The sequence below is a fragment of the Streptomyces sp. NBC_01363 genome (assembly GCF_026340595.1).
Classification (GTDB): domain Bacteria; phylum Actinomycetota; class Actinomycetes; order Streptomycetales; family Streptomycetaceae; genus Streptomyces.
Genome location: NZ_JAPEPF010000002.1, coordinates 763,955 through 788,301, shown reverse-complemented (window position 1 = coordinate 788,301; position 24,347 = coordinate 763,955). Strand labels below are relative to the sequence as shown.

Sequence of the window (24,347 nt, the reverse complement as noted above, 5' to 3'; positions counted from 1 at the left end):
AAATACCTTAACTACCCGGCCTTGGGGGAAGGCCCCCTCGACCAGTTGCCGGACGTCTTCGCTTCGGTACTTCGCGCTCGGATCGCCTGGCGTGACCTGAAGCAGGAGCAAATCGAGGAAGAACAGCCGGAGGGAGTTCACTCTCAGCCCTCCGCATAGGTCGTCCCGGGCTCCGGCGGCACCACGGAGCGCACGAGACCCTGCCCCGGCCTCTCAGGGGGCCTGGCGAGCACGCGCGAGGCCCCCGGAGGTATCTCCGGGGGCCTCGTACGGTTCAGCGGGTGGTGCCGCCGGGCTCGATCTGCTTGGGCTGATCTTCCGGCAGGAGCCGGTTAACCATCTCCTTGGGAGTGGCTTGCATGTCCAGGGCCTTCATCGCAGCTGCCGAGTTGAGCCGGTCCTTGCGCTCCGGGTCGTCCACACGGTCAATGAAGCCCATGGCCATTTCGAGCTTATGATCGATGTCGATCTTGCTGTCGTTGTGCTCAGCCTGCTTCGTGAGGTTGGCCATCGTGCGCTTCGAATGCAGGGCTAGCGCGCCACCGCCAACCGTGATCAACGCACCCGTTAGAGCCGTCACGTACGGCAGGAAGCTGACGTCTGGGTTCCCGGCGTACACGAGCGCCAAGACCGCCCCTGTAAGGACCACCAGAGCACCACCCGTCATGAACCACACGCTCAGACGAAATGTCCACTCGGCTTGCTTGAGCGAGTGGTTCAGGAACTCAAAGTGGAACTTCTGTCGCTGCTCAGCCAACGTCTCCGGCCGTGCGGCTGCCGCCACGCCCACACCTACAGCCGCAGCGGATGCAGCCCCACCTGACGCATCTTGGTCGGATGCGTGCTGGTCGCCCTCAATCCGACCAAGGTTGATGGCCATATTGCCAGCGGCGATGTAGTGGTTAATGGGCGTGCCGCGTTCCTCAGCGACCTTCGCAACCTCCGTAGCCGCCTGCACAATGGACTCCAGGTCCATCCGGCCCTTGTCGGGCGTCGCGTCTTCCCTTGTTGCGTCGTCTTGCGTCACGTCGTCCCCCGCCCGCTCCACTGGCGCTACGTCAACTCCCTTCAGCGTAGCGCCAGTGAGCGACACTCGGGCTCAGGCAGCGATGGCGACGCGGAAGCGGATCGGAGCCAGAGCGGCACCTCCGGGAAGAGGTGTGGGTACGCCCATGGTGTAGCGGCCGAGTCGTTGCGCGCTGCGGGCCGTGACCAGTGAACCGCTGCGGTATTCGGCCTCGACAACGACGGTTCCCCGCGTCAACGCGGCGATCACCCTGTTCCGGAGAATGAATCTGCTGCGGGTGGGGTGCTCGGCCGTTGGCAGCTCGCCGAGGACGAGCCCCTGTTCAGCCACGCGTCCGATCAGTTCCGCATGGCCGCGCGGGTAGGCGACGTCCACCCCGCAGGCCAGTACCGCCATCGTCGCGCCCCCCGGCGCCCAGTGCGCCGCGGTGAGCCGCCCCGTCGACCCCGAAGGCCGCGCCCGAGACGACCACCCACCCCCGCTCCGCGAGGCCCGCACCCAGCGTCGTCGCGACATGGGCCCCGTACGGTGTGCAGGCTCGGGCTCCGACCACGGCGACCGAACGCAGCACCCAGAGCCTCAGATCAGAACTCCCCCGAACCCAGAGCCCAATCGGCCGGGCATCGCCCAGGTCGTCGAGCTGACTAGGCCACTCCCGGGCACCGGGGCAGATGAAGCGCCCACCCGCCGAGGCCACGGCCGCCAGGTCCCGCTCGGGTTCAACAGTCCGGGCCCGCAGCCGGTAGCCGGCCAAGCGCTTCGCGGTCATCCCGCTCAACTGCTCAGCCGATCCGTTAACGCCAGACTGTTCCGTCCGACGTGACCACCGAAACGAGCCGGTCCTCGGCGTCCCATGCGAATCGCCACGTTTCGTAGCCTCGCGATCGCCCCGGCGACCAGAGCCATGCAGCTGGGCCCGGGGGTGCAAGGGGTCGCCGTCTCGTGGACGGGAGGGGGAGCCGGCCGCGCAACAGTCGCTGCCTGAATGATTGTCCACTTCGAGGAGCCTCCAATGCCTCGTTCGCCGAGATGGAGATCTGCGGATTCGACCTGGGGCCGGCCCCAGGTCTCGACCGTGACCGGCCTTCGGAGATGAGGTGGTTCCTGCCGTCGTGCTGTCCCGACCATGCGACCATCGGTCGGGGCGTGCCGTTGACTGGCGCCCAGTGGGTACACCTGCCCCCGGTACGGCTCACAGAGTCGTGGCGAGCAGCCCGAGGACGAGGAAGAGCGGCTTGTCGGTGGGGACCGCTACTATCCAGGATCCTCACGGGACGACGAACGGAGTCAGGGAATGGGCTACGTGAACGAAGCGGCGGTCAAGCGGAAGTTGGGTATCCCGAACTTTCGGAACCTGTCCAAGGACAAGGTGCTCAAGCTCGCAGCAGCCATGCCCGAGATGGCCACCGAGGTGCGGCTCAAGCTCATCGAGCAGTTCCCTGCCTTCAAGGACCTGGGCAAGGCCGACATCGATGCGGTCAAAGAGGCCCACAAGTCCACTCTCGCAGCCAATGAGAACAGTCAGAACCACTTCTATAAGGCTTCACAGGACCAGCGGGACGCTCTGCAGGCCGACCTCGGCCGGGACGACCTCAGCTGGGCGCAACGGGAGGCCCTCCACGACCGCCTCGACCAAAACGTACAGCGGGTAGGCGAGAAGGACAGCGAGAACAAGCAGTTCCTGGGGGCGGGGATGAAGTTGGTGGCAACCGCCGGTGCAGCCGCCCTCGCGCTGAGCGTGGTATACGTCGGCGGCAAGATCGCTGGAGCGAGCGAAAACGGTTCCGAGGAATCCCAGTAGGACAGAGACTGGTCCTCTGGAGTGGACCCCCGCGGGTCAAGGCTCGCGGGGTGCGATCTGTCTTCTTGGAGAAAATCAGCACCCGGGTCAAAGTGCGGCGGCGAAGTTCGTCAAGGCGACGGGTTTTGCCCGCACCATCAGGAAGGCCCCCCGCGCACCAGCGGGTGCTCTTCACCGTCCTGAGGCGGTGATGGTCCGCTCGCAGGATGCTCGTGGGCTTGCATGCCATGACGACGCGGATAGCGGTGGATCAGGTGCTCAATCCGTGGGCCCGCACGACCAGGAACGCACCGTACGCGGTCCCCGAAGACCTGCCGCACTTGCAAGCCCTCGCCGATGCCCAAGTCCACCCTTCGCACGCGCCCTACCAGCTCAACCTGACCCTCCCGCCGGAGCCGTTCATCGGCCTCCACGACGCGCCCCTGGTCATGCTGCTGGCCAACCCAGGCGTGAGCGATGCAGACCCGGCTGCCTACGCCCGGCCCGGCGTGACCGAGCGAACGCTGCAACACATCGCGAACGCCGGTGGGACCCCCAACCACTTCCTGACGCACCCTGACAAGGACCATCCTGGACTCCGGTGGTGGTCCCGGGCCCTGAACAGCCTGACGAAGGAGGGGCACAGTCACGACGAACTCGCCCGGCGGATCCTTGCCGTGCAGTTCCACGGTTATCATTCGCAATCGTGGCGGCCGATCCCGTACACACTGCCCTCCCAGTCCTTCGCCTTCCACCTGGTGCGCCGTGCCATGTCCCGTGACGCGGTGATCGTCCTCGGGCGCATCGCGGCCATCTGGAAGATCGCCGTGCCAGAGCTGGCGTCGTATCCGAATGTGGCAACGCTGAAGCAAAGCCGGAGGGTGCAGATCAGCCGGGACAACTTCAGCCCTGACGACTTCGAGCGGATCGAGCGAGCCCTCAAGGGCTGAGCACACACGGCGAGGCGGTGCGCGCCCAGCGGGAAGGGCGGTCAGAGGTTGGCACGCGCTTCGGCCAGCTTCACGTCCGCCGCCCGCATCTCCCCGCATGCCTGCGGATGCTTCTGATCCATCTCCTCAAGCCGTACCGGCGACTTGGACAGAGCCGTGGTCGCCTTCAGGTCCAGTTCGGCGTCGAACTCGTACGGCTTTTGTGAACCGATCGGCGCCGGTCGCGGTGAGGACTTCACATGCGCCATCGCTGCGATCTTTCCTTCGGCCCCGCCGAAGTAGATCCACAGCCGGTCGCCGTTCCTCATCCGCTTCAGGGGCCTCCCGAGCCACCACTCGGTCGGACCGGGGTTCTCGCGGGCCAGCCTTGCGACCCGCGCTGGGGTGGAGGGGCCTTTCTCGATCGTGTCGCGCTCCGGGTCCAGGCAGTACAGCCAGTCCCGAGGGCCGACGACCTGGTATACGGCGCGCCCGCCTCGGTTCGGAATCTTTTCCAGCACCTCCTGCTCGGTCAGCGCCCGCAGCAGTGCACGGGCCCGCTTATCGTCGATCTCCCAGCCGTAGCTGTTCATGGTGGCGACGACACGGGCCGCGTCCCACTCTCCCTTTTCGCTGGTCACCCGGCTCTCCAGCACCTCCACCTGAGTCAGCCGAGTCTGATTGCGTGGCCGGCCGTGCCGTTCCAGCAGGTCGTACAGCTTCGCCGCGCCCATGCTCGCAGCGATACCGAGGGCGTACCGGTCCACGGTGCCGCTTTCGTCGACCGCCACGATGGCCCTCTCCCTCCAATCCTCCAAGCCCTCCAGCAGCCTGGTCACGGCTTCGATGTCCCGCCACAGGTCATGAGGCGCGGCCTGCTCCGACAGCAGCACCTCGCCTTGCAGTACGGCGCGCACCACTCGGGCGAGCTGGTCGGAGCTGATCACGACGCTCTCCTGGCTTCCGTCGTCACCGAAATTAAAGTCAACCCGTGTCGCCATTGCGTCTCCTCTTCTCTGGATTGGAGAGAAGATTACATCCCGCTTCTGTCGGCGCGTCACTGTTGGGACAGAACCGGACAGTTGGCTTCCCGAAGCGCCCGGGCCGGTTGCGGGCGCGGCCCGGCGTGAGGCCATTGAGGTCCTGGCCGTCCGCGCCCCGATCCTGGGGAGGGGAAAACCGGAGACAAGGTCCACAAACTCGGCGAGCAGGTCAGCCTGCTGCAACCACACCTACAACTGACAGGCCCGCTGGCTGGCTACATGGCCTTCGACTTATGCCTCCAAACGGCATGCTCCAGCCCGCCTTTGTCGTGCCCGAGAAGCGCGGCGGCTTCCTCATACACGGCGCGCAACTGGTGGTATGGGAGGTCCGGAACACCAGCGTCCCCGGCGAAGGCACGCAGGTGTACGTCAACGGCGACGTGCGAACGGCCAACGAGATTGCCTATGTAGTCGACGCTCTTCGGCCCCACTCCCTTCACCGTGCGCAGAGCGGCGCGATTGACCTGATGATCGAGCCAGGCGTGAAGGTCCTCGCGGGTATCGACCCCGTTGGCAGCGAGGAGGTCGGTGATGGCGTGAGCCTTCGCGACCTTCTGTGCGTGGTTGAACTTCATGGCCATGGCAAGGTCTGCCGTGAAGAGCCGGCGCTGAAATCCGCGGACTGTCCTTGCATCAGCCCAGCTCAGCTGCAAATGGAGAAGCCGCGGTCGGAGAGTCCTCTCGTAGTTGCACCGTGGCTGGAAGCTGACGTCGCAGATGACAGCACCCATGTGGGTCCATCCGCCAGGCTGGAGAAACGGTCCGCTGCCAAGAAAGTGTCGAACGTGGTCGGCGAGCCGTTGGGCAGGGTTGGATGCGAGCATGGGTTAAGGATGGCGCTGCCGTCCAGCAAGCTGGTGGGAAAGTTCATAACTCTCGAATGGATGGAGCAGGGGGCCGTTCCATCGTGCAGCTCCCTCCATGATGGGAAGGCTGGCCATCTCGGCTACCGGTTCTCCGTCGAGACCGGGACGAGGCGCAATAGCTGAGTGGGCGGAGGCGTATGCCGCACGGCTCGACCCGCTGCACCACGCGCTGGTCACTCGGCCTGAGCCCCCGGCCAGGCGGGGGTTCTGCGCGAGCTTGCAAAGGTCGATGCCTACGCCCACCCGTGGCAGTTGGACGCTGACGGCCGCTGGGGCTCTCGCGGGAACAGCCGACCGATTCGAACGTGATCGTGACCGCGTTCCGCTCGCAACCGGCTTCACCCCTGTCCAAGCAGGACAGGGGCGAAGGAACGATTATGCGGCGATCGTGAGGGGGATTTCCATCCGCTCCCAGGCCCCGAGGACGGCCTTGTGCGCATCCGGCTGCAGGTGGGCGCGCTGGGTGGTCTGGAAGCTCTCGTGGCCGAGGAGGTGCTGGACCTCGTAGAGTGAGACTCCTTTCTGCACCAGCCATGAGGCGCAGGTGTGGCGCATGGAGTGGGGCGGATAGTGCGGGACGAGCTGCTGCTCCCCGTCGTCATCGAAGTAGTGAGCCTTTTCGATGGCTGGCCACCAGGTCTGTCGGCGCCAGTTGCCGTCATCGAGGAGCCGTCCAGCCCTGCCCTTGGTGACGGTGGTGAACACCACGGCGTCCCGGTCGAGCCGGTATATGTGACGTTCAAGTGCTGCCAGGACATGGGCCGGGAGCGGGACCTCCCGGCGGCTCCTGGAGCTCTTGGGATACTCCTTGATGCCCCTCTTGGTGTTGACCTCGACCACGAAGAGGCGCGAGCGGCGCTGGTCGATGCGGTGACGGTGAAGGCCGGAGAGTTCGCCCCAGCGCAGTCCGGTGTAGACGCCCAGTAGGCACATCGTCTTCCAGGGGGCGGGAAGCTCGTCGAGGATGCTCTGCGCCTGGTCGGTCGTGAACCACTGCGGCGGCTTGACGGCGATCTGGGGCAGGTCGATGCGGCGGCACGGGCTCAACGCGATCACGTCGTCGTCCACGGCCGCGCGCATGATGGACGAGGTCAGGTTGTACGCCCGCTTGATCGCGGCAGCGCCCACGCCCTTCTCCACCAGGGAGCGGATCCAGCTCTGGACGTCCATGCGAGTAACGGCCCGCATCTCCCAGTCCGCCCAGTGGGGCATGACGTGGTTTTTGATGGTGGAGGCGTCGCCGCGCAGGGTGCGGGGCTCAACGATGCGGGCGTCCCACCACCTGTCGTGCCACTCACGGAACGTGATTTCGCCGGCCCGCGGGTCGCGCATGCTTCCGCGGGCGGACTGTGTCTCCATCTCGGTGCCCCAGGCGCGGGCCTGCGCTTTGAGGGGGAACGACTCGCTGTACCGGTCTCCTGCCCGGTTGCGTACGGTCGCCTGCCAGTTGCCGGACTTCAACTTGCGGAGGTACAGGTTCTACTCCTTGTTCGACGACAGAGAGGCCATGATCGAGGTCAGTGGCGAGTTGTCGGCATGACAACGGCGCGACGGCTGAGAAACTCGTCAAGGCTGGCCGCTGGGACCCGCACACGGGAGCGGCCTGGCCCGGTGCGGAGGTCGACGACAGACAGGTCGCCGGCTGCGATGAAGCGATAGACGGTTCGACGGTCGACGTCCAGGGCGGCGGCGACGGTGGGTATGGACAGCAGGCGTGCGGACATAGCAGGGCCTCGGAATTCTGGAATGGGACTGGGCGCCCGGCGAGACGGCCATCAGAGCGTCGGCCGGTGCAAGGGCGGGCAAGTCACCCGGCCGGGGGGAAACGCGTAGGAAGCCTCGGCCGCGAACGAAGCTTGATCGCACGGCGGCTTCATCGCGCTCAGGAGTTCATACCAACAGGGCGGTTCTTCCCCACGCGCCCCGCGCTCTGGACCTCAGCCAGAGCGCGGGGCGAAACTCACGACTTCAGTGACTCTCGAAGACCCATGACGTCCGCCAGGCGGCCCCAGTCGATCTCGGCGTCTTTTTCACGGAAGCAGTGCGGGTAACGCAGGGCCAGCCAGCTCGGATTCACACCGGCCAACTCAGCGACCGTGAAAGGTGAGATGCCCACCCCGAGCCACTTCACCAGGCAGGACTCCCGGAGAATAGAGATGGGCTCCCCCAGGCGCCACGAGTACCGCTCGTCCCGTGGCAGAACGGCCTCTTGGGCCTGCTCCCATACCTGCTGGTATACGGGAGTCGAGGCTGAACGTTCGCGCAGGTCGGGAAACAGGAGATCGTCCTCCCGCAGGCCGGCATCGCTTATCCATGCCCGCAGAAACTCGACGGACTGCGAACGGAGAGGAACCTCCCTCGCTTTCCCGCAGTAGCGGACGGTCAGCTTGCCCAGGCCACGCTCCGGGAGCACCACGTCGCTCACTCGCAGCTCACGGGCTTCGCCCGGGCGCAGAGCCTGCTCGGCCACAACACGCATGAAGGGGTACACCGAACGTTCAACACCCTCCCGTCCACACACCCACTCAAGCAGGGCTCGAACCTGCTCCTCGGAATACAGCCCCTCTTCTTCCATGACTTCGACCGACATAGTTTTGAACTCCTTGCAGGAACGACGGAACACACCCGGCAGGTCAGCGGGTAGTTCAATGGTCTGGAGAAACGCCGGTTTGGCTAACCGGCGATCGTCGGCTATGTTGCGCCCGACTCGATACTCCCGACGCCCTGGCGCACAAACGTGAAAGCAGCGCGTAGTCGCGCTGCTGCGGACTGTTCTAGGTTTGCTTGCTTCGGCGCGTCATTCCAGTCAATTGCGCCCTCAACGTGTCTGCCGTCGGCGAATCAGCACAATGAAGCACCGCGTTGAGGCACTGCCAGCTGCACCAGCGCCGGGCAGCGAGGAGCCAGGGACAGAGCAGGCGCCTTCTAAGCACCTGCTCCTTCCTATTCAGCGATCGGGTCGGCACAGACCGCCGTCCAGACAGCGCTTCGACACCCTGTACCGGGGTCGCCGATGGGCGACGAACGGAAGTCGTGATCTGCTGCGGCGTCACCACCGACTACGGGTCAGGGCCGAACGTCTTACAGTCCCAATCGCGCGCAACACGCTCCTGACCGTACGGCCCGTGCCCTGGCCGGTCCCGGCAGTGTCGCCGGAGGGCGTCGTCACGGCCCCACGGTAAATGGCGGACCGGGGCGGCGATGTCGCCGCGATCATTCTGGTCAACGGGGTTCGACTGTCAGACCGAGGTTTTAGTGTGGAACGGTGACTTCAGACGTCAGCAAGGTCTCAAGCGAAGAGGCAGCGCTATCTGTAGAGGAGACCATCCTCGGGCAGACTGCCTGGTTCCTTCATGAGCGAGGAGACGTTCAGGCGGCAGCCCTTCTACTGGATGTTGAAGGAATCGAGTGGTCTCCCGGCAACAGGTTCGGCGACTGGATGGATGCCCGCCTTCTGGTTCCCGGATGGCTGATGGACCGGTTCTCTGAGGACTTGCTTGCGCGGATCCGGGACGCCCTCCTGCCGATCGCTGAACGGAACGGCGTCGAAGCACACTCTGTCTACGTCGGGCCAGCGCTACCAGACGTGGCCGCGGACTGGAGGTCAGCTCTTCAGGGGCGGCTCACCGCCGACACCACAACGAACCACGCCGCGCGTGTCACCGATCCGAAACCGGAACTGCGACGCGACGGATTCGTTTTTGACTCCCGCGAGGAGGTACGGGTCTATGAGGCGCTCAAGCGCGCCCAGGCTGCCCTCCCCGCCGATGCCACCATCTCCATCTTTCCTCTGCCGCTGGGACGCGTAGGAGTCGGCAACACATGGACACCCGACTTCCTAGTCGTTCGCGAAGGCAGAGCGGGCCTGATCGAGGTCGACGGACCCCATCACCGCGGCCGACTGGCGGCTGACGGGACCAGGGATCGGCACTGGCGGAACAGCGGGTTCGTTCACATCGAACGAATCCTGGTGGAAGAGACGGCCAAGGACTCTGAGCTGGACGCCCTGGTCAGAACGTTCCTCAAGCGGCTGCGCACACATTAGCCGTCCGTACTCGACTCCGTCCCGCATGTTTGTCGGGCACTCGGAGACTGCTGGGTCCGGCCCTCCGACGGAAGGACCGGGCCCAGCGTGTGCGGCACGGTCAGCGGGCCCTGCGATCGATCAGGGGGCCGTGCCTCCAGCGGATGACGTCGCCAGCGGCATGATGACCCCGTCCAACAGCGCGATGCACAGCGTCATCAAGCTGAGGGCCGCGATGCTGCCCCAACCGATCGCCTCGTCCACCCGGCGCCTTGACCAGGCGGGCGATGCCGAACCCGATGAGACCGGCGAAGGTAGAACCCCAAGGTGCGCGAGATGGTGGCAGCCGCCAAGGAGTCCGCGCCCATCACCGGGATCGGCTCCGCCGGGCGGGTCGTCTCAGTCAACCTGGGCGCGGAGTCCCCGTGCGTCCGTGTCAACGCCTCCACGGGCGGCGGCAAGTCGGTAACTCTGCGGTGCATCGCCCTCCTGTTGAGCCGCAGTCCCGCGCTTGGTTCCCTGCGACAGGGCCAGGCGCTACCGGGTGCGCCGGGTGGTGACGAGTTGGCCGTTGTGGAGACGGTGGTCGAGGTCGAGTCCGCTGTCGAGCATCGCAAGGACATCGAGGTGGCGGTCGGCCGGCACGGTCGCCACCCGGCGGCGGTCGCGGGCGACGCGGATGGTCGGGTGACGCTCGCTGGGCCGTGCGACGTTGACCGGGCCGTCAGGTGTCCCTTCTATCAGCCAGGTCAGCGGAGTGGTGGCGGCGCGGTTCTCGAGAAGCTGGTTGATCGGGTCGGAGGGAGTGCGGACGTAGTCGAGGAGATCCTGGATCTCATAGTCGCTCGCCCCATACTGCTGCGTCCAGCCGCCGATGTGGTGCTGGGCGGTCCACTGCCGCAGGCCGGCCGACCGGTGCCCGAGACGGGCGGCGTCGCGACCGAGGAGGTGGGCGATGCGTCGGGAGGTGATGCCGGAGGTGAGCAGGGTCAGGGCCTGCTCGGTGTCGACGCCGTGGCGGATGTGCCACGCAGTGTGTGTGTTGAGCCTGGGCGCGCCGGGAGAGAGCGCGGGGCTGGTGTTGACCAGGTTGATCAGGGCGCCGACGGTCCAGCTCAGGGCGTGCCCGAAGGCGGTGCTGATGTTGCGTACCGCCTGTTCGAGCGCCCACCCGGCAGCGACGCCGGGCTGCCAGGAACGGGCGAGGTCGGGCATCGTGCTGCCGGAGATCCACTCGCGCAACGCGGGGGCGATCGGGACGTTCATCTGCGTGCCCCGCGTCTCCTTGTCCTTGAAGCTCCAGGTTTTGGTGACCTCTGGGACGTGGTCGAGTAGACGGTCGAAGACCTGGTGCTCGGTGAGGAAGTCGAGGGTGCGTTGCAGCGACCATTCCTCCGGCTCGGCGAGCCGGTCGCCTCCGGTGGCGTCGTCCACCGTGTGCCGGTCGAGCAGCACGACCAACTGGTTCGCGAGCCAGTCGAGGTAGCGGGCCGACCCCAGGCTGGTGCCGGTGGCGGCCCACCGGCCGGCCTGGGCCGGGTCGGTGGTCTCGAACACGGTGGCGACCTTGTCCGCGAGGGTGAGCCACCGGCTGGTGTGCCGCCCGTTGCCTCTCTGGGACAGGGCGAACAGTGCGTCTAGGGCCAATACCGGTGACTTTGAGGGTGTCGGCTCGTTGTGTTGGGTGTGCCAAGGCCGGGACAGGTGAAGTCGGTGGGGGGCGAGCGGTTTTCGGATCGCATCGCTCTCGGAGTGTTAACGCGTGCGTTTACGCCTGATCTGGTGGACGAGGTGGTGGCGGAGTGCGGGCGTGTTGAGCAGCGTCAGCGGCTGCTTCCGGCACGGGTGGTGGTGTATTTCGTGCTGGCGATGTGCCTGTTCTCGGGGCAGGGGTATGAGGAGGTCGGGCGTCTTCTCACGCAGGGTCTGGAGCGTCAGGGCCGCTGGGTAAAGGGGTGGCGGGTGCCTACGAGCGGAGCGATCGGGCGGGCGCGGCTGCGGCTGGGGCCGGAGGTGCTGAAGGCGTTGTTCGCCCGGGTGTGCCGGCCGGTGGCCGTCGCGGGGTCGCGGGGCGCCTGGTTTCGGGGGCTGCGGTTGGTGGCTGTGGACGGGACGACGTTCGATCTGCCGGACACGGTGGCGAATGCCGGGTATTTCGGGCGTCCGGGGACCGGCCGTGGGCAGGGCAGGAGTGCGTATCCGCAGGCCAGGGTTGCGGCTCTGGTCGAGTGCGGCACTCATGCGGTCTTTGCTGCCGAGGTCGGTCCGCTGGCGGTGCACGAGACCGTGCTGGCCGGGCGCCTGTTCTCTTCGTTGACCCGGGGAATGCTGCTGATGGCCGACCGCGGGTTCCTCGGATTCGACCTGTGGCGGGCCGCCGCGGCAACCGGCGCCGACCTGCTCTGGCGGGTCAAAAGCAACGCGGTGCTGCCTGTGGTGACGTCGCTGCCCGATGGTTCCTACCTGTCGGAGATCGTCGCCGCCCGTGACAAGAACCGGCGGGCCGACCCGGCCCGGGTCCGCGTCATCGAGTACACCCTTGGCCCACGCGGGAAGGACGGCACCGTCTACCGGCTGGTCACCACCCTCCTCGACCCGGACACCGCGCCGGCGGCGGAACTTGCCGCGCTCTACGCCGAACGCTGGGAGATCGAGACCACGCTGGACGAGATCAAGACGCACCTGGGCGGGCCACGTCTGGTCCTGCGCTCCCAGCACCCGGCCGGGGCCGAGCAGGAGATATTCGCGTTCCTCCTCGTTCACCATGCCGTGCGGGACCTCATGCACGAAGCCGCACGACAGGAGGGACACGATCCGGACCGGATCTCCTTCACCCGCGCCGTGCGCGTTGTCCGCCGCCAGGTCACCGCCCAGGCGGGCTTTTCCCCCCTCCCGACTCACGCGGGCCCTCGCACAGACTCTGCTTGAAATCGGTCAACGGCTCCTGGAACCACGGCGGTTACGCTCCAATCCCCGTGTCATCAAACGCAAGATGTCCAACTGGGCCCTCAAACGCACCGAACACAACAACCAGCCCCGGCCGGACACCCCAGTAGTCACCCTCGTCGGACCCACCAAACCAGCCCCAACCTCCCGGAAAAAGACCTAAATCACCGGTATTGCGTCTAGGGCGTCGATGGGATTGCCGTGCGGCGCTGGCGAGGAAGCGTGGAGCTGCAGGACGAGCCAGACGAACGAGGCGAAGTCTGCGGCGATATCGTCCGCTAGCGCGAAGACTCCGTCAGCGTCCTGTCGCAGGGTGTCCTCGGCGTCGGCGAGTGCGGTCAGGGCCTCGTCGGTCAGCAGCGCGGAGACGACGCGCAACTGCTCCGGGTCGGGGTTGAGGGAGTCGAACTCGGCGGGGCGGGGCGGGTAGGGGCGGGTCAGGAAGATCCATCCCTCGCTTTCGCGGCCGGCCCGCCCGGCGCGGCCGATGGCGTTGAGGAGTTCGGCGGGGGACAGAGCGCGCTGGCCGTCGTAGGTGAGCGGGTCGCCGTCGACCTTGTGGTGGACGATGACGGTGCGCACGGGCAGGTTGACGCCGTCGGTGAGGGTACTGGTGCTGGCGATCGCCAGGAGCTCGTCGCGGCGCAGCGCGCCCTCGACAGCGTGGAGGACGTCCTCGGGCAGGGCTCCGTGGTGGTAGGCGACGCCGTGCAGGGTGCAGCGCACCAGCGGGTGCTCCGCGCCGAGGGTGTCGGCGAGGTAGTCGGTCAGGGCCGCGGCCTCGGGCCGCTCGGGGAGGCGCTCGGCGATGGCGAGTGCCGCGTCACGGGCTGCCCGCCGGGTGCCGACAACCATGAGCACGCTGCCGTTCGCGGTGAGTTCCGCGGCGCCGGCGGCGAAGACCTGGTAGTCGGCGATCCCGCCTGGCAGACGGGTCCGCGCGGTCCACCGGCCTGCGGTGCCGGCGAAGCGCCGCGTGCCCACCTCGCCGGTAGTCAGCCGGGCAATGGCGGAGGAGGCGGTCGGCCGGACATCGAGGAGGGTCTCGACGGGCACGGTGGCGAGCCCTGGCGAGGCATGCTTCGCCGTCGGCCGCCGCTCCGTCAGCTCGGCCTGCTCCGTCATGAGGTTCGGATACATGAGCCCGTGCATCCGGCGCGGGCCACGCCAGGTGTCGGTGAAGTAGACCTCCCGTTCGGGGCGATGCGGGTCGAGCCACGAGGCGATGTCACCCTTGTTGCCGACCGCCGCGGACAGCAGCACGAGTCGGATGTCGCTGCGGGCCTGCAGCAGCGTGAGCAGGCTCTCCAGCACGAAGCCGCGCCGCCCCTGGCCCAGGTGGTGGGCCTCGTCGACGACGACCAGCCCGACCTCCGCCAGTGCTTCGCCGGGGTTGTTGCGGATCATGTGCATGAGCCGCTCGGGGGTCACGATCTCCACGTCCCCGCCGTCTGGCTCGGCCGAGGAGGTCCAGGGGCCCAGCGGGAACTCCGGTTGCTCTGCGGCCAGGCGCCGCCCTAGCACCCGCAGCCGGCCCCGCAGCGTTCCGCGCATCTCCCGCCCCAGGCTGCGCATCGGCGACACATACACCACGCGCCCGGGGCGCTGCGCCAGGTGCGAGCAGATCACCAGCTGGGCCATCAGCGTCTTGCCCGCGCTGGTCGGCACGCTGATCAGGCTTCGTGACGTCGCCGGGTCGAGCGGGTTGCCACGCTCGAGCTTCAGGAGCTGGCGCTGCGGCGGCCAGAGCGTCATCACCGGCGGCTTCGACAGCGCAAAGCTCCGCGCCACTTCCGGGGGAGTTCCCGGGGGGAGCAGCTGGTACAGACTGCTTGCCGCCATCTCCCCGCTTAGCTGGAACAGGTGCGCGGCAACCCACCGCGCCAGCCGATCGCCTCGGCCAGCCATCTGCGTCATCACGTCCCGCAGCAGCCGCTGCGCCGCCAACAGATCCCGCTCCTCGCCAAACCCCAGGAACTGGTACAGGTGGAAAACGGCCTCCACGACGGCCTCTGCGGGCCCGTACATCGTCCCCGCCAGGGACTCGCGGCGCATCACCGCCCGCAGGCCGCGCAGCTGCCGCCGCCACGCACGCAGCGCCCGGCCCAGCTCCGGGCGGTCGAAGCTGAGGAAGACGACGCCGGCCTCCGCCGCCAGGGTGCCGATGTGCCCACGCAGTTCACCGGTGATGTCGACGAGAGCGCGAACCTGCCGGTAGACGGCGGTGGCGTTCGGGTCTTGCTCGCTGCGCCGGTACCCGGCTTGGGCGGCGAAGGCGATCTGGAGCCGCTCAGCCTCGGGGCGGCGTTCGTCGCCCAGGGCGAGGTCCATCAGGTGCGCGCTTGCGGCGAAGGCTCGCCGCACCCGCACCGCGTCGTAGCCAGGAGTCTCCGGGGCGAGCGCGGCGAGCCCGTGCAGGTACCACGCCGTGGCGAGGGTCTCGTCCTCGATCTCCCGCTCACCGCGGAAGGCCGCGACCTCTAGCTCGGTCATCGCCGCCAGCAGGTCCTGTGCGCTGGGCAGCACCCCGCCCACCCGGTACTCGCCGAGCGCGGACGCGAGCACCTCCGGGTCTAGAGTGCGCTCCACACGTACCTCCTCACGTCCTTCGCGAAGTCTTCAAGATCCCCGATCGCCACCACCACGCCCCGCAGCGCGCCCGGGTGGGTGTGGGTGGTGAAGTGCTGGTGCGAGCGCTCGAAGGCCGTGTCCGGGGTGTCTGCGGCGTCGAGCGCGATACTGACCCCGCCGTTCCCCGACGCCTTCGCGTCCACCCATTGCCGAGCCATTGAGGCGACGAACTCCCGGGTGTCGGGGGCCAGCTCCCGGCCTCCCCACGAGATCTGGCCCAGGTACCGCGCCCCCCAGGTGTTCAACTGCTGCCACGCCTTGCGGATCGTGTCGCTCGGCTTCGTCTTTTCCGCAGTGAATTTCTTCATCTCCCACAACCGAAAGACGAACCCCAGCTCGCTGCCGGGCACCCGGTGGATCACCAGCCCGTCCGGCCCGCTGTCCGTCACCGTCGACGAGGGCGGGTCCAGGATCTCCACGCTGCGCCCCGGCTCGGGAGGAAGGTCGCGGGTGGAGAGGTACCAGAGCCACTCGCCCACGTAGCCGGTGACGCCAGTGGTGTCGTTGGCCTCGAATACCGGGCCGACGTAGAGCAGGACGTGCGCGCGATCGGGGCCAGCCAGCGGGGTGCCGGCCAGGGCACTGTCGCGCCAGAGCCGGTATGCGAGGTCGTCCAGGTCGGTGCGGGCCCGCATGATCTCGTCGGCGATGATCCAGGCTGCCGCATCACGGTCCTCGGGCTCCGGCCCGATGGTTGCCACCAAGTCCCACGGGCAGACCTGTCCGATGCCGCGGCTCTCCCGCTGAGTGAAGTCCACGAGGCGGCCTCCGGCGGCCCGGGCGCGCTCCATGGCCTGCAGTGCGGGTATCGACACCCGTCCCCACCCCCGTTCCTGACTCGATGCCAAGTCCTGCAGCAACACGGATCACCCTACCCAGCAAGATCTGCTCTGTGAGGACGGCTTCTGCGTGAGCGTGGCCGTGGGCCTGCTGCGGGCGTGGCAGTCCGGGCGCCGGGCTCGCGTGGCAGCTGACCTGGGCGCGGCGGTCACCGGCCGTATGACACAGCGACTGATCGGTAATGATCGGTAATGATTACCCACCGTTACCACCGACTCCGGGTCAGACCTACATCTCGAACAGTTGCAGCTGCCCTTCAGCGTCGACGTCGGGTGCCTCCAACTCCAAGTTCGGCACAGGCTGTTCCACCGGCGATGCGTCCTGCGCGTCATCCAAATCGTCCGAAGCACCGGATTGGCCCGCGGCCCCTGCGTCTCCCGTTTCCGCCTCGTCGTCCTTCGGTGTCGGCAGGACGTACTCCTGCGCCAGACCGGCCAGGTGGAGTGGCAGAGGCAGGGCAAGGGCCTGGTCGTAGTCCGAGGGCTGGCGCAGAACATGGGTGAGAAGCGCGAGGGATCTCGGGTCGTCGCCGTCGTCCCGATGGCAACCGACGACGGCGATCTCCAGCAGCCCCGGCATCCAGGCCGCCTGGCCGGTGTCGATGGTGGGTTCACCCTTGCGCTTGCCCTGAGCGATCGGCCGGGGCGAGAGCTTGTCGGCGGTCACCGCCGCGTGCTTGAACTGCACGGGCTTGGCCGTCGTACTGAAGAACACGCGGCCGTCTTCAGCGGCATCCTCTGGCACCCACAAGCCCTGTTGGATGCCGTTCGCCTTGCCCTCCGGGGCTCTCCCCCACCACTGCGGAGTCTCGTTCCGGGCGCCTGCGCGGACCCGGACCATCCGCAGGTCGGGGTCGAGGCGACGAGCGGGAGCGAGGCCGTCCTGCAGTCGATCCCGTTCGATCCGGCCGTCCTGGAGCCAGGTCCAGTGCGAGCGGGCGTTGTGGGCCTCAGCGAACAAGACGGTTGGTGCGGTGCGCAGGGAGGCACGCAGGCCCTGGAGCCACTCGGCGGCCTCACGGCGCTGCCGTTCGCGTTCTTTGTAGCGTTTCGGGCGCTCGGTTCCACTTTCCGTCTGCACCTCCGAGGTGTCGGCCTCGTCGTCCTGTGAGCCACGCTGGCTAGGCAGAACGGGCTTGACCTCAGCTTTTGTGGTCAGCCTCAGCAGGAGTTCGGGGTAGGGGACCCAGGCGCCGGCGCCGGAGCGCGCCTCGGGGTCCCAGCCTTCGACGCGGGCCGCGCCGGTGCCGGCCTGATCGGGGGTGACCATGACGCCGACCGGGAGGTACGCAGCCCAGCGATTCCGGGTCGTACGGTTCTTGCGGACCATCCACAGTGCGGCATGCCGCAGTCCGTCGGGCAGTCCATCGTCCTCGGCGAGCCGGGGGAGAGTGCGCGCGCCGAGCTGCCGCAGGCCGTCGTTCCAGGCACTGAGCGTGCGGTGCCTCAGGCTGGACGCTGTCTCCGCCCCCTTGCCGTTCTCGTCGCCCGCTACGGGCACCGTGGTGAACTGTGTGACGAAGCCCGCCTTGGCGAAGCCGAGTCGCATGGCGAACTTCGGGTCGTGCAGTCTGCTCGGATAGGACGCAGCGCGGCCGATCTCCACGAGGGCGAGGGCCGGAGCTTCGGTGGTGCGTTCCGCGGCCAGCCACTGTGCGGCACTGTCGCGGCGGGCCACTGTCGCGGCGGTCACCTGGGCGTCCTTGATATGAGTGCCGGTGGGCAGGTCGAGGGGGGCAAGGAGGCTGTCGGCGGTACGGTCACCGAGCGCGACGAGCGGGCGCAGGCAGTGGACCCTCACGGTCAGCTCCGGAGCGGACCATTCGTGCACGACCGATGCGCCGGCCGTGGCGTCGTCGTACTGCTGTGCGGTGAAGGACCCGCCGTCGCCCTTGAGACCCAGATGCTCGGCGAGGGAGGCCAAGGCGGCGTCGCGCAGCCGCGGCGACTGCCACAGCAGCCGTGCCTCAAGCACGGGAGCGCCGCCCTGGCGCGCCACGCCGTCGAGAGCGTCCAGCGCGTAGGCCGTCGCCAGCCGGCGCTGAGCGCACCGTTCCGCTTCGACCGTCTCCTTGTCGCCCTTGGGGATGTTCGCGGGTGTGCCCCGGTCGATCAGCGAGAGGTCCGGGGCGCGGCGCAGTTCGGACGTGAGGGCGCCTTCCGCCCAGGCTGTGAGCTGCGAGAGCTGGTGTGCCATGAAGCCGGGGCCCACATCATGCCGGCCCATCGCGGTGCGGTACAGAATGCCGGCTCGGGCGTCGTCGCGCAGCCAGGACGCGGGGTCGGTCAAAATCGCGTCGGCGTCCGGGAAGGGCTCGCCCAGGGGCAGCCCGGCGAGCATCGCTGCGGGGCCGCCCGCGCGCCACCGGTCGGCGAACTCGCCCTTCTCGCCCAGGTCCTTGTCCCAGTAGCGCTCCAGAGCGGCGACGGCGAACCGCTCGCTGCGGGGGGTGCCCGGCAGGAACGGCCTGCGCGGACGCAGCAGGACGGTGGTGCTCGCACCCCACGGGAGGCGCAAGCGGCCCGTCTTGGCGCTGGTACGAGTGGCCCAGCGGCGAACCGACCAGCGGAGGTTGAAGCGCGGCAGCGGGTCGAACGGCACGGTCTGAAGCGTGATCGACAGCGTCACCGACCACCAGGAGTCCTGCTTCTCGTCCGGCCCGGGGAACCGGATCGGCTCGGAGACGAGTTGGGCACCCTGGTCACGCGGTCCACGTGGCATGGCCCGGAACGTGAGCTGCCCACCGTCGTACAGGTATGGGCCCAGGGCGAGGATCCGGCGGGCCAGCCAGTCGGGGCTGAGGCTGTACTGGTGCGGTGACGGACGTGCGGTGCCGCCATCGGTCGGGGCGTCACGCGGCATGAGTTCATGGTGGACGGTCTCCCAGCGCGGCGGATGGGCGGCCAGTTCTGCGATGGTCTCCTTCAGCAGGCCGCGGTACTCGGGCTCGGGCCGCAGGTCACGCAGCCAGTGCTTGAGCACGGTGCCCAGGACCGGGCCGGGGAGCGGGTCGGGGAGGTCGGCGGGCGCACACAGCCAGTGGGCCGGCGCCCCCGGGTCGCGGTCGTGGAAGGGGCGTGGCAGCGCGAGGACGTCGGGTGCGAAAGCCTGCAGGACCTGTTCCAGGCGCCAGGTCGGTGCTGTCTTCCACGGCTCCTTGCCCGCTGCCACCCGGGGCGCGTTGCACAGGGTCAGGACGGCGTCCCGCCACTGCTCGGGGAAGGGCAGGACTCGGTAAGGCGCGGTGTGAGAGGCCAAGGCGTCGGCCGGACGCCAGGCCGTGGTGCGGGCGGAGCGGTAGACGGGTGGCATGGGACGGCTCCTCGCAAGCAGAGTTGGGGGGTCAGCGATGGGTCATCGTGCGTAGGGCGTTGTAGAAGGGCTGGTACAGGAGACGGACCAGAGAGCGAGCCGCCGGGTCGGGGTGGGGCGGGGCGGTGTCGGGCCGGTCCGTCAGGTAGGGGTCGAGGATGCCAGCGAGGGCGTGGAGCAGGCCGTCGGTGCCCGGCACATCGGTCCCGGAGGACGGCTGATCAGTGCTGCCGGGTGCGAGCTGTCTCGCCAGGCGAGGCGAGAAGGCGGCATCGACGAACACCACCCGGGCGGGCACTCCACCGCGCACCAGACGGCCGATGACCTGCCAGAGCGTGACGAGTTGGTCCCAGGCGAAGGCGCGCTTCTCCCAGGCGGGCAGTGAGCTGTAGGCATACCTGCGGTTGAGCAGCCGGCGCCATTCGCGGCGGCCCTGCTGGCGCAGGGCTCCGGCCGCTTCGTCCAGCGATCCCTCTTTCTCCATGAGTTCGGTGAGCGTGTGCGGGCCGTCGAGGCTGTCGCGGCGCGGCTGGTCGCGCAGCATGCCGCTCAGCCAGTCGTTGACGGCGAAGACGGACAGGTCAAGGTCGTCGGGGCGGGGGTGCGGGCGGACCAGGAACAGGGCCGTGCCGAAGGCCGCTTTGCCCTCCTCGTTGAGGATGTTGTGGCCGCGCTCGACGGCCAGAAGCGGAGCAACTAGGACTTCTGCGGTGTGATCGTCGGCGAAGCGGGCGACGTCGCCACGCCGTAGCGTCGCCGGAGTGTCGTCCCGCTGCCCCGGGGCGGTGCCGGCTGGTCCGTCGCTGCCGTGGGCCTCGTCGTCCGGGATAAGCGCACTCACCTTGCCGCGCCAGGCGTCGAACCGTTGGAGTGCCTCGGCCACCGCAGCGGCTTCCCGGTAACTGCCCACGAGGATCAGCGCTCGGCGCCGGGTCGTCTCGGGGATACGACTGATCTCCTGCCCCAGCACCGAAGTGCCGCCCGGCCCCGGTTCGCCAAGCCGCCGGGCCATCGCGACCGCCTGGGCAAGCCGGTCGCGCGGCGGTGTGCCGGAGAGGCTCATCGGGCGGCCGTCCCGGTCATAGAGGAAACGGGTGGCGAACGAGGTTCGGGCCACGGCAGCCCGGGACGCGTCGGTGGGCTTGAGGACGAGACTCACAGGGACGCGGACGTGGGCGCGGCTGGACTCGCCGGCCCAACTGGTACCGGACATCAACACGACGTGCGGGCCACCAAGGCCGGTGGCCGGGTCGGCGCCGAGGCTGTTCAGGTTCAGCAGCAGCTCGCGCCCGACTCCGGCACACCGGAAGAAGCGCAGAGTGCCGCCGCGGCGACCGGCGTCGTCGCGTTCCTCGCCGTCCGGGAGGTACTGGTAGCCGAGGATGTTGCCCATGGGCGCCTCGGGCACCAGCGGGGCGTAGTCCAGCGGGACGCGCCGAGCCAGCTCCCTGCCCTGGGAATCCAGTCGCAGGGCAGCCTCCACGTGCGGCCACAGGAAGGTAAGCCGCTCCAGCCTGTGATGGAGGGTGCTGAGCAGCAGGAGGAAGGAGAGCCGCAGGCACAGGACGTCCCACCAGTCCTTCGTCGGCTCCGGCGGGGGCGTGGCGGATGCGGGCTGTTCGGCCCGTACCTCCTCCGTCACCCGGTCGACGAGCTGACCGGCCAGTTCACGCACCCGATCCCTCGTGCGCCCCGCTGCCATGTGGTGCAGGAGGGCGTCGGCCGTGTCGGTGAGAACGCCTGTGAGCGGGTCAGGGGCGTCGCCTTCTCCGAACGGATCGTCGCGGAAGGCATCCCAGGCTTCCTCGAGCAGGCGGCGGGCCGGGGAGAGCGCGAGGTTCGGGGAGCGGCCGGGCTCATGCACCACGTCGTCATAGCCCTCGTAGAGTTCAGCGCTGTCGTCGACCATGTCGTCCACGGCGGACGCCTCCCGTTCCGCCTGGCACTGCACGCCTTCGCGGTGGCGCCGGGTCACATCGCGGAACAGGTCGTCGAGCAGGCTCTGCTGGAGGGTCCACGGGCTGAAGTACGCGGGATCAGCCCACTCCCGGAGGTCCTCATCCTTGATCAGCAGAGCGCAGAGCGGATCGACGGCAAGGGTGACGGTCCCCAGGGCCCGGTTCCACTGGGCGACCTGGCCGTCGGTCAGCGGCAGGCGGGCGCGCCTGCTCAGCTCCTCGATCTTGTAGCGGTTCAGCTGGTCGAGCCAGGAGTCGGTGTCGGGGCGAACCAGCGTGCCGGATGGGGTGAAGAGGCGGTCCAGTGCCATCTGCACGCTGTCCGCCTCGTCCACGAAAATCAGGTCGCTGCGCAAACAGGCCAGTTCCAGCTGACGCAGCCGCTCGTCGTTGAGGTGCGCGGGCACCTGGCTCTGCACCAGGCTGGCCGGGTTGGCCACCCAGATCAGAGCGTCGACCTGCGCGCGGGCAGCCGCGTGGCGCGGGCATTCGGCCCACAGAGGGCAACCGTGCGTGCGGCCGGGCAGGCGGTCCGGGGCGTGGGCCTGGCGGGGTGCGGTGTTCCTCCGGTCGGGAGTCCATTGCTCCAGAACGACCGATTCCGGTTCCACCGGGCCGCGCTGTGGCTCGGGATGCAGCCGGGTGCATGGTGCGTCGCGGTATTGCAGTGGATCGCCGTCCACGCCGCGCAGCCCGCTCACTCCACAGGCGGTGCTCAGCAGGTCGAAGCCGGAGTCGTCGTGGTCGAGGAGGTTGTCGAACCCTCGGGCGGAGAGCCGCCGGTGCAGCCGCTGGACGTGTTGCTCGCGTGTAGTGGTGCCGAGCACCGGCGCGACGGCGATGTCGAGTGCCTCGAAGAGACCGCACAGCCGTAGCTGTTCGGCGACGTCTCCGACGACGAGCGTGGTGCACAGCGGGATCTCGCGCCGGGCGGCCCAGACGGCCACCACAATCATGAACGTGCTCTTGCCAGCACCGACCATGCCGGCTAGGTGCACCATGCCGGCCAGTTCGACCTCGTCAGCCTCGGTGTAGTCCGTTCCCGCGGCATCGCGGGGCGCGAACCTGACCCCCTCCAGCCGCTGTTCCCAGTGACCGGGATGCTGGACCCCCGCCTCGCGCTCGCGCTCGTCCATCCACCGGGCCGCTGCGCGCAGTTCGGCACGACACACGCTGAGTGGCTCGCCGCCCCCGGGCCGTCCTGCGGCGAGGTCGTGGCCGGGTGGGTTGGCGCGGACGAGTTCCTCGGGAATGGTGACCGAGGCGTTGCGGCGGCGTTCCTGGAAGGAACTCGTCCCTGCGGGGGCCGGTTTGAGGGCACGGGTGACCAGGTCCGGCAGCCGGCTGAGGGCCTGGTCGTAGACGTCCATCCGGCGCCCGGCCACCATCGGCACCACGGGTCGGGGACCGCCGGTGGTTCCGGCCGGCGGCAGCTCGTAAGCCCGCAGCCTGTTGGCGACCGACCGGTAGGCGTCCAGCGCCTGCCGCCAGGCGCGCCGCCGCAGCGGCCACAGGAGGTGCCGGGCGGCGGCGAGGGCCATGCGCTGCCACGGATGTTGCGCCAGCCCGGCGCGATGCGCGAACGGATAACCGCCGAACAGCGCATAGGCGTCCACGGCATCCGCCGTAGGGGCAAGCCGTTCGAGCAGTCGCAGCCCCAGCTCGACGCGGCACAACTCGACCGGCCCGAACCCGTCCGGGGCACCGGCCTCGGGCCATTCGTCCCTCAACTCCCCCGCTACCGCTTCGCACCAGGCTTTCTCGTCACGCATCTGTGCCCTCCTGGCTGTCGGCGCGGGTGCCACGGCGTGGCTCGGCCAGCCGCATCCGGGCAGCCCGAGTCAATTCGTCGTCGGTGAGCAGGCGTACGGCAGCGGCCGCCGCGGGTCGGGCTCGCTGAAACGCCTGCTGATAGCCGGGGCGCTCGCGTACCCGGTAGACAGGCACTACCCAGAACGCCTCGTCATACGGAGGCTCGGGCCGCACGGGGCGGGCGGCTCGGCCGAGGAAGGCCGGGTGCGCCCAGTCTTTGACGTCGACGGCCCAGCGGTGGCCGTCGGGGAAGACCACCAGCAAGTCGTAGGCGTCGAAACCGGGCCACATGGTGACGTCGAGGCCCAGACCGGTAAGCCGGTGCTCCAGTTCCACCTCGGCCAGTCCGGGCCCGGTGACGTGTCGGCGCAGCGGGCGCTCCAGCTGGTACACAGTGCCGGCGTGAGCCGCTTCGATCAGACGGCCGACCGGCGGGTCTCCCTGCCGTCGGCAGCGATCCCGCTCGCACCACCACTCTCCGCCCGCAAGCGGCGTAAGCAGTGTTCCGCAGCGGCCGCACACCGCGTAGCAACCGTCCCGGCTCCAGGAATGAGGGACCTCCGGGTAGATCAGGTCGATGAGCTCCCAGACCGGCTCCAGCGTGAAGTCGCCGTGCAGAGCAAAGAGTTCCTGGGCCGTCAGCACCGGCCGCCGCACCAGCAGGCTGCGGAACTCGGTGTATGCGTCCTCCTCTCCGTGGCTGCGGCAGCGGTCCAGAGCGGTCCGCATCACCTGCTGGTCGCGATGCCGCACAGCCGGGTCGGGCGCCGAACGTTCCCAGTCGCTCCACTCATGGCACAACTGGGTGGGGCGATGCGAGTACGGGTCGAGCAGAACGTCGTCCGGGCCGACAGCGTCCGACGGCAGCGACAGCGGCCAGTCCTCCAACGGGATGTCGGCACATCGCTGGACGAGTTCGGCAAGTGAGGCGGGTGGCCGGAGTCCGCCGCGCAGCCAGGCGACGACCGCCCGGTCCAGGGCGAGTTGGACGACGGGAGGGTAGGGAAGACAGAAGGCATCCAACCCAGTGGTGTGGTCCAGGACACACAGGGCCCGGGCCACGGTGGCCAGCAGCGGCACGCCGTCATGGGCAGCCCAGGCATCGAGCGTTTCGGCGGACGAATCGAAGGTGGCAAGGGGACTCGCGGGCACGGGTTTCCACTCCAGGTGGTGCGACGA

General features: G+C 68.5%; 18 protein-coding genes and 1 pseudogene. 5 read left to right on the top strand and 14 right to left on the bottom strand.

The window, feature by feature from the left end:
* Positions 1-274: 274 nt before the first annotated feature.
* The 3 genes and pseudogenes from OG611_RS31495 to OG611_RS40970 form a co-directional block, all read right to left on the bottom strand.
* Positions 275-1,027, bottom strand: coding sequence for a hypothetical protein (locus tag OG611_RS31495; protein ID WP_266427923.1), 753 nt, complete (start codon positions 1,025-1,027; stop codon positions 275-277).
* A 135-nt stretch (positions 1,028-1,162) separates the two neighbouring features.
* A pseudogene (locus OG611_RS31490) lies at positions 1,163-1,805 on the bottom strand (DNA-processing protein DprA); the annotation flags it as partial.
* Between the two features lie 16 nt (positions 1,806-1,821).
* Positions 1,822-2,163, bottom strand: coding sequence for a hypothetical protein (locus OG611_RS40970; protein WP_353962574.1), 342 nt, complete (start codon positions 2,161-2,163; stop codon positions 1,822-1,824).
* Between the two features lie 158 nt (positions 2,164-2,321).
* Here OG611_RS40970 and OG611_RS31485 point away from each other — a divergent pair, with 158 nt between their 5' ends.
* Together OG611_RS31485 and OG611_RS31480 are read left to right on the top strand one after the other, a co-directional pair.
* Positions 2,322-2,828 (top strand): hypothetical protein, encoded by a 507-nt coding sequence (locus OG611_RS31485; protein ID WP_266427921.1) that lies wholly within the window; start codon positions 2,322-2,324, stop codon positions 2,826-2,828.
* Between the two features lie 227 nt (positions 2,829-3,055).
* Positions 3,056-3,757: a hypothetical protein gene (locus OG611_RS31480; protein ID WP_266431338.1), complete on the top strand. Its 702-nt coding sequence runs from the start codon at positions 3,056-3,058 to the stop codon at positions 3,755-3,757.
* 41 nt (positions 3,758-3,798) lie between these two features.
* On the opposite strand, the gene OG611_RS31475 is transcribed toward OG611_RS31480, so the two are convergent.
* Positions 3,799-4,737 carry a hypothetical protein gene (locus OG611_RS31475; protein WP_266427918.1) on the bottom strand — a complete coding sequence of 313 codons (939 nt, stop codon included), beginning with the start codon at positions 4,735-4,737 and terminating at the stop codon, positions 3,799-3,801.
* Between the two features lie 290 nt (positions 4,738-5,027).
* Between OG611_RS31475 and OG611_RS31470 the strand changes: the two genes are divergently transcribed.
* Entirely contained in the window at positions 5,028-5,768 is a 741-nt protein-coding gene (locus tag OG611_RS31470) for a hypothetical protein (protein ID WP_266427916.1), read from the top strand.
* Positions 5,769-6,020: 252 nt separating this feature from the next.
* Here OG611_RS31470 and OG611_RS31465 read toward each other — a convergent pair whose 3' ends face one another.
* From OG611_RS31465 to OG611_RS31455, 3 genes are all read right to left on the bottom strand, one after another.
* On the bottom strand, positions 6,021-7,106 hold the full coding sequence (locus tag OG611_RS31465; protein ID WP_266427913.1) for a site-specific integrase: 1,086 nt from the start codon (positions 7,104-7,106) through the stop codon (positions 6,021-6,023).
* 56 nt (positions 7,107-7,162) lie between these two features.
* A complete protein-coding gene (locus OG611_RS31460) occupies positions 7,163-7,369 on the bottom strand; it encodes a helix-turn-helix domain-containing protein (protein ID WP_266427910.1) in 207 nt (68 codons plus the stop codon).
* A 236-nt stretch (positions 7,370-7,605) separates the two neighbouring features.
* Complete coding sequence (locus OG611_RS31455) at positions 7,606-8,235, bottom strand: site-specific integrase (protein WP_266427907.1); 630 nt, start codon at positions 8,233-8,235, stop codon at positions 7,606-7,608.
* Between the two features lie 675 nt (positions 8,236-8,910).
* On the opposite strand from OG611_RS31455, the gene OG611_RS31450 reads away from it, so the two are divergent.
* Positions 8,911-9,690, top strand: a complete 780-nt coding sequence (locus tag OG611_RS31450; RefSeq protein ID WP_266427904.1) for a hypothetical protein — start codon at positions 8,911-8,913, stop codon at positions 9,688-9,690.
* Positions 9,691-9,810: 120 nt separating this feature from the next.
* On the opposite strand, the gene OG611_RS31445 is transcribed toward OG611_RS31450, so the two are convergent.
* Positions 9,811-9,933 carry a hypothetical protein gene (locus OG611_RS31445; RefSeq protein ID WP_266427902.1) on the bottom strand — a complete coding sequence of 41 codons (123 nt, stop codon included), beginning with the start codon at positions 9,931-9,933 and terminating at the stop codon, positions 9,811-9,813.
* A 273-nt stretch (positions 9,934-10,206) separates the two neighbouring features.
* The gene (locus OG611_RS31440; RefSeq protein ID WP_266427899.1) at positions 10,207-11,316 is read right to left on the bottom strand and encodes a hypothetical protein; all 1,110 of its coding nucleotides are present in this window, start codon (positions 11,314-11,316) and stop codon (positions 10,207-10,209) included.
* A 39-nt stretch (positions 11,317-11,355) separates the two neighbouring features.
* Here OG611_RS31440 and OG611_RS31435 point away from each other — a divergent pair, with 39 nt between their 5' ends.
* Positions 11,356-12,597: an IS4 family transposase gene (locus OG611_RS31435; protein WP_266426215.1), complete on the top strand. Its 1,242-nt coding sequence runs from the start codon at positions 11,356-11,358 to the stop codon at positions 12,595-12,597.
* A gap of 177 nt (positions 12,598-12,774) precedes the next feature.
* On the opposite strand, the gene OG611_RS31430 is transcribed toward OG611_RS31435, so the two are convergent.
* The 5 genes from OG611_RS31430 to OG611_RS31410 form a co-directional block, all read right to left on the bottom strand.
* Positions 12,775-15,204 carry a DEAD/DEAH box helicase gene (locus tag OG611_RS31430; protein WP_266427897.1) on the bottom strand — a complete coding sequence of 810 codons (2,430 nt, stop codon included), beginning with the start codon at positions 15,202-15,204 and terminating at the stop codon, positions 12,775-12,777.
* Positions 15,189-16,061, bottom strand: coding sequence for a hypothetical protein (locus tag OG611_RS31425; protein ID WP_266427896.1), 873 nt, complete (start codon positions 16,059-16,061; stop codon positions 15,189-15,191). The genes OG611_RS31430 and OG611_RS31425 overlap by 16 nt, the downstream gene beginning before the upstream one ends.
* A gap of 253 nt (positions 16,062-16,314) precedes the next feature.
* Positions 16,315-19,398, bottom strand: coding sequence for a DUF3962 domain-containing protein (locus tag OG611_RS31420; protein ID WP_266427893.1), 3,084 nt, complete (start codon positions 19,396-19,398; stop codon positions 16,315-16,317).
* Positions 19,399-19,429: 31 nt separating this feature from the next.
* On the bottom strand, positions 19,430-23,128 hold the full coding sequence (locus OG611_RS31415) for a hypothetical protein (RefSeq protein ID WP_266427890.1): 3,699 nt from the start codon (positions 23,126-23,128) through the stop codon (positions 19,430-19,432).
* A complete protein-coding gene (locus OG611_RS31410) occupies positions 23,121-24,320 on the bottom strand; it encodes a hypothetical protein (protein WP_266427888.1) in 1,200 nt (399 codons plus the stop codon). Before OG611_RS31410 ends, OG611_RS31415 begins: the two co-directional genes overlap by 8 nt.
* Positions 24,321-24,347: the final 27 nt, after the last annotated feature.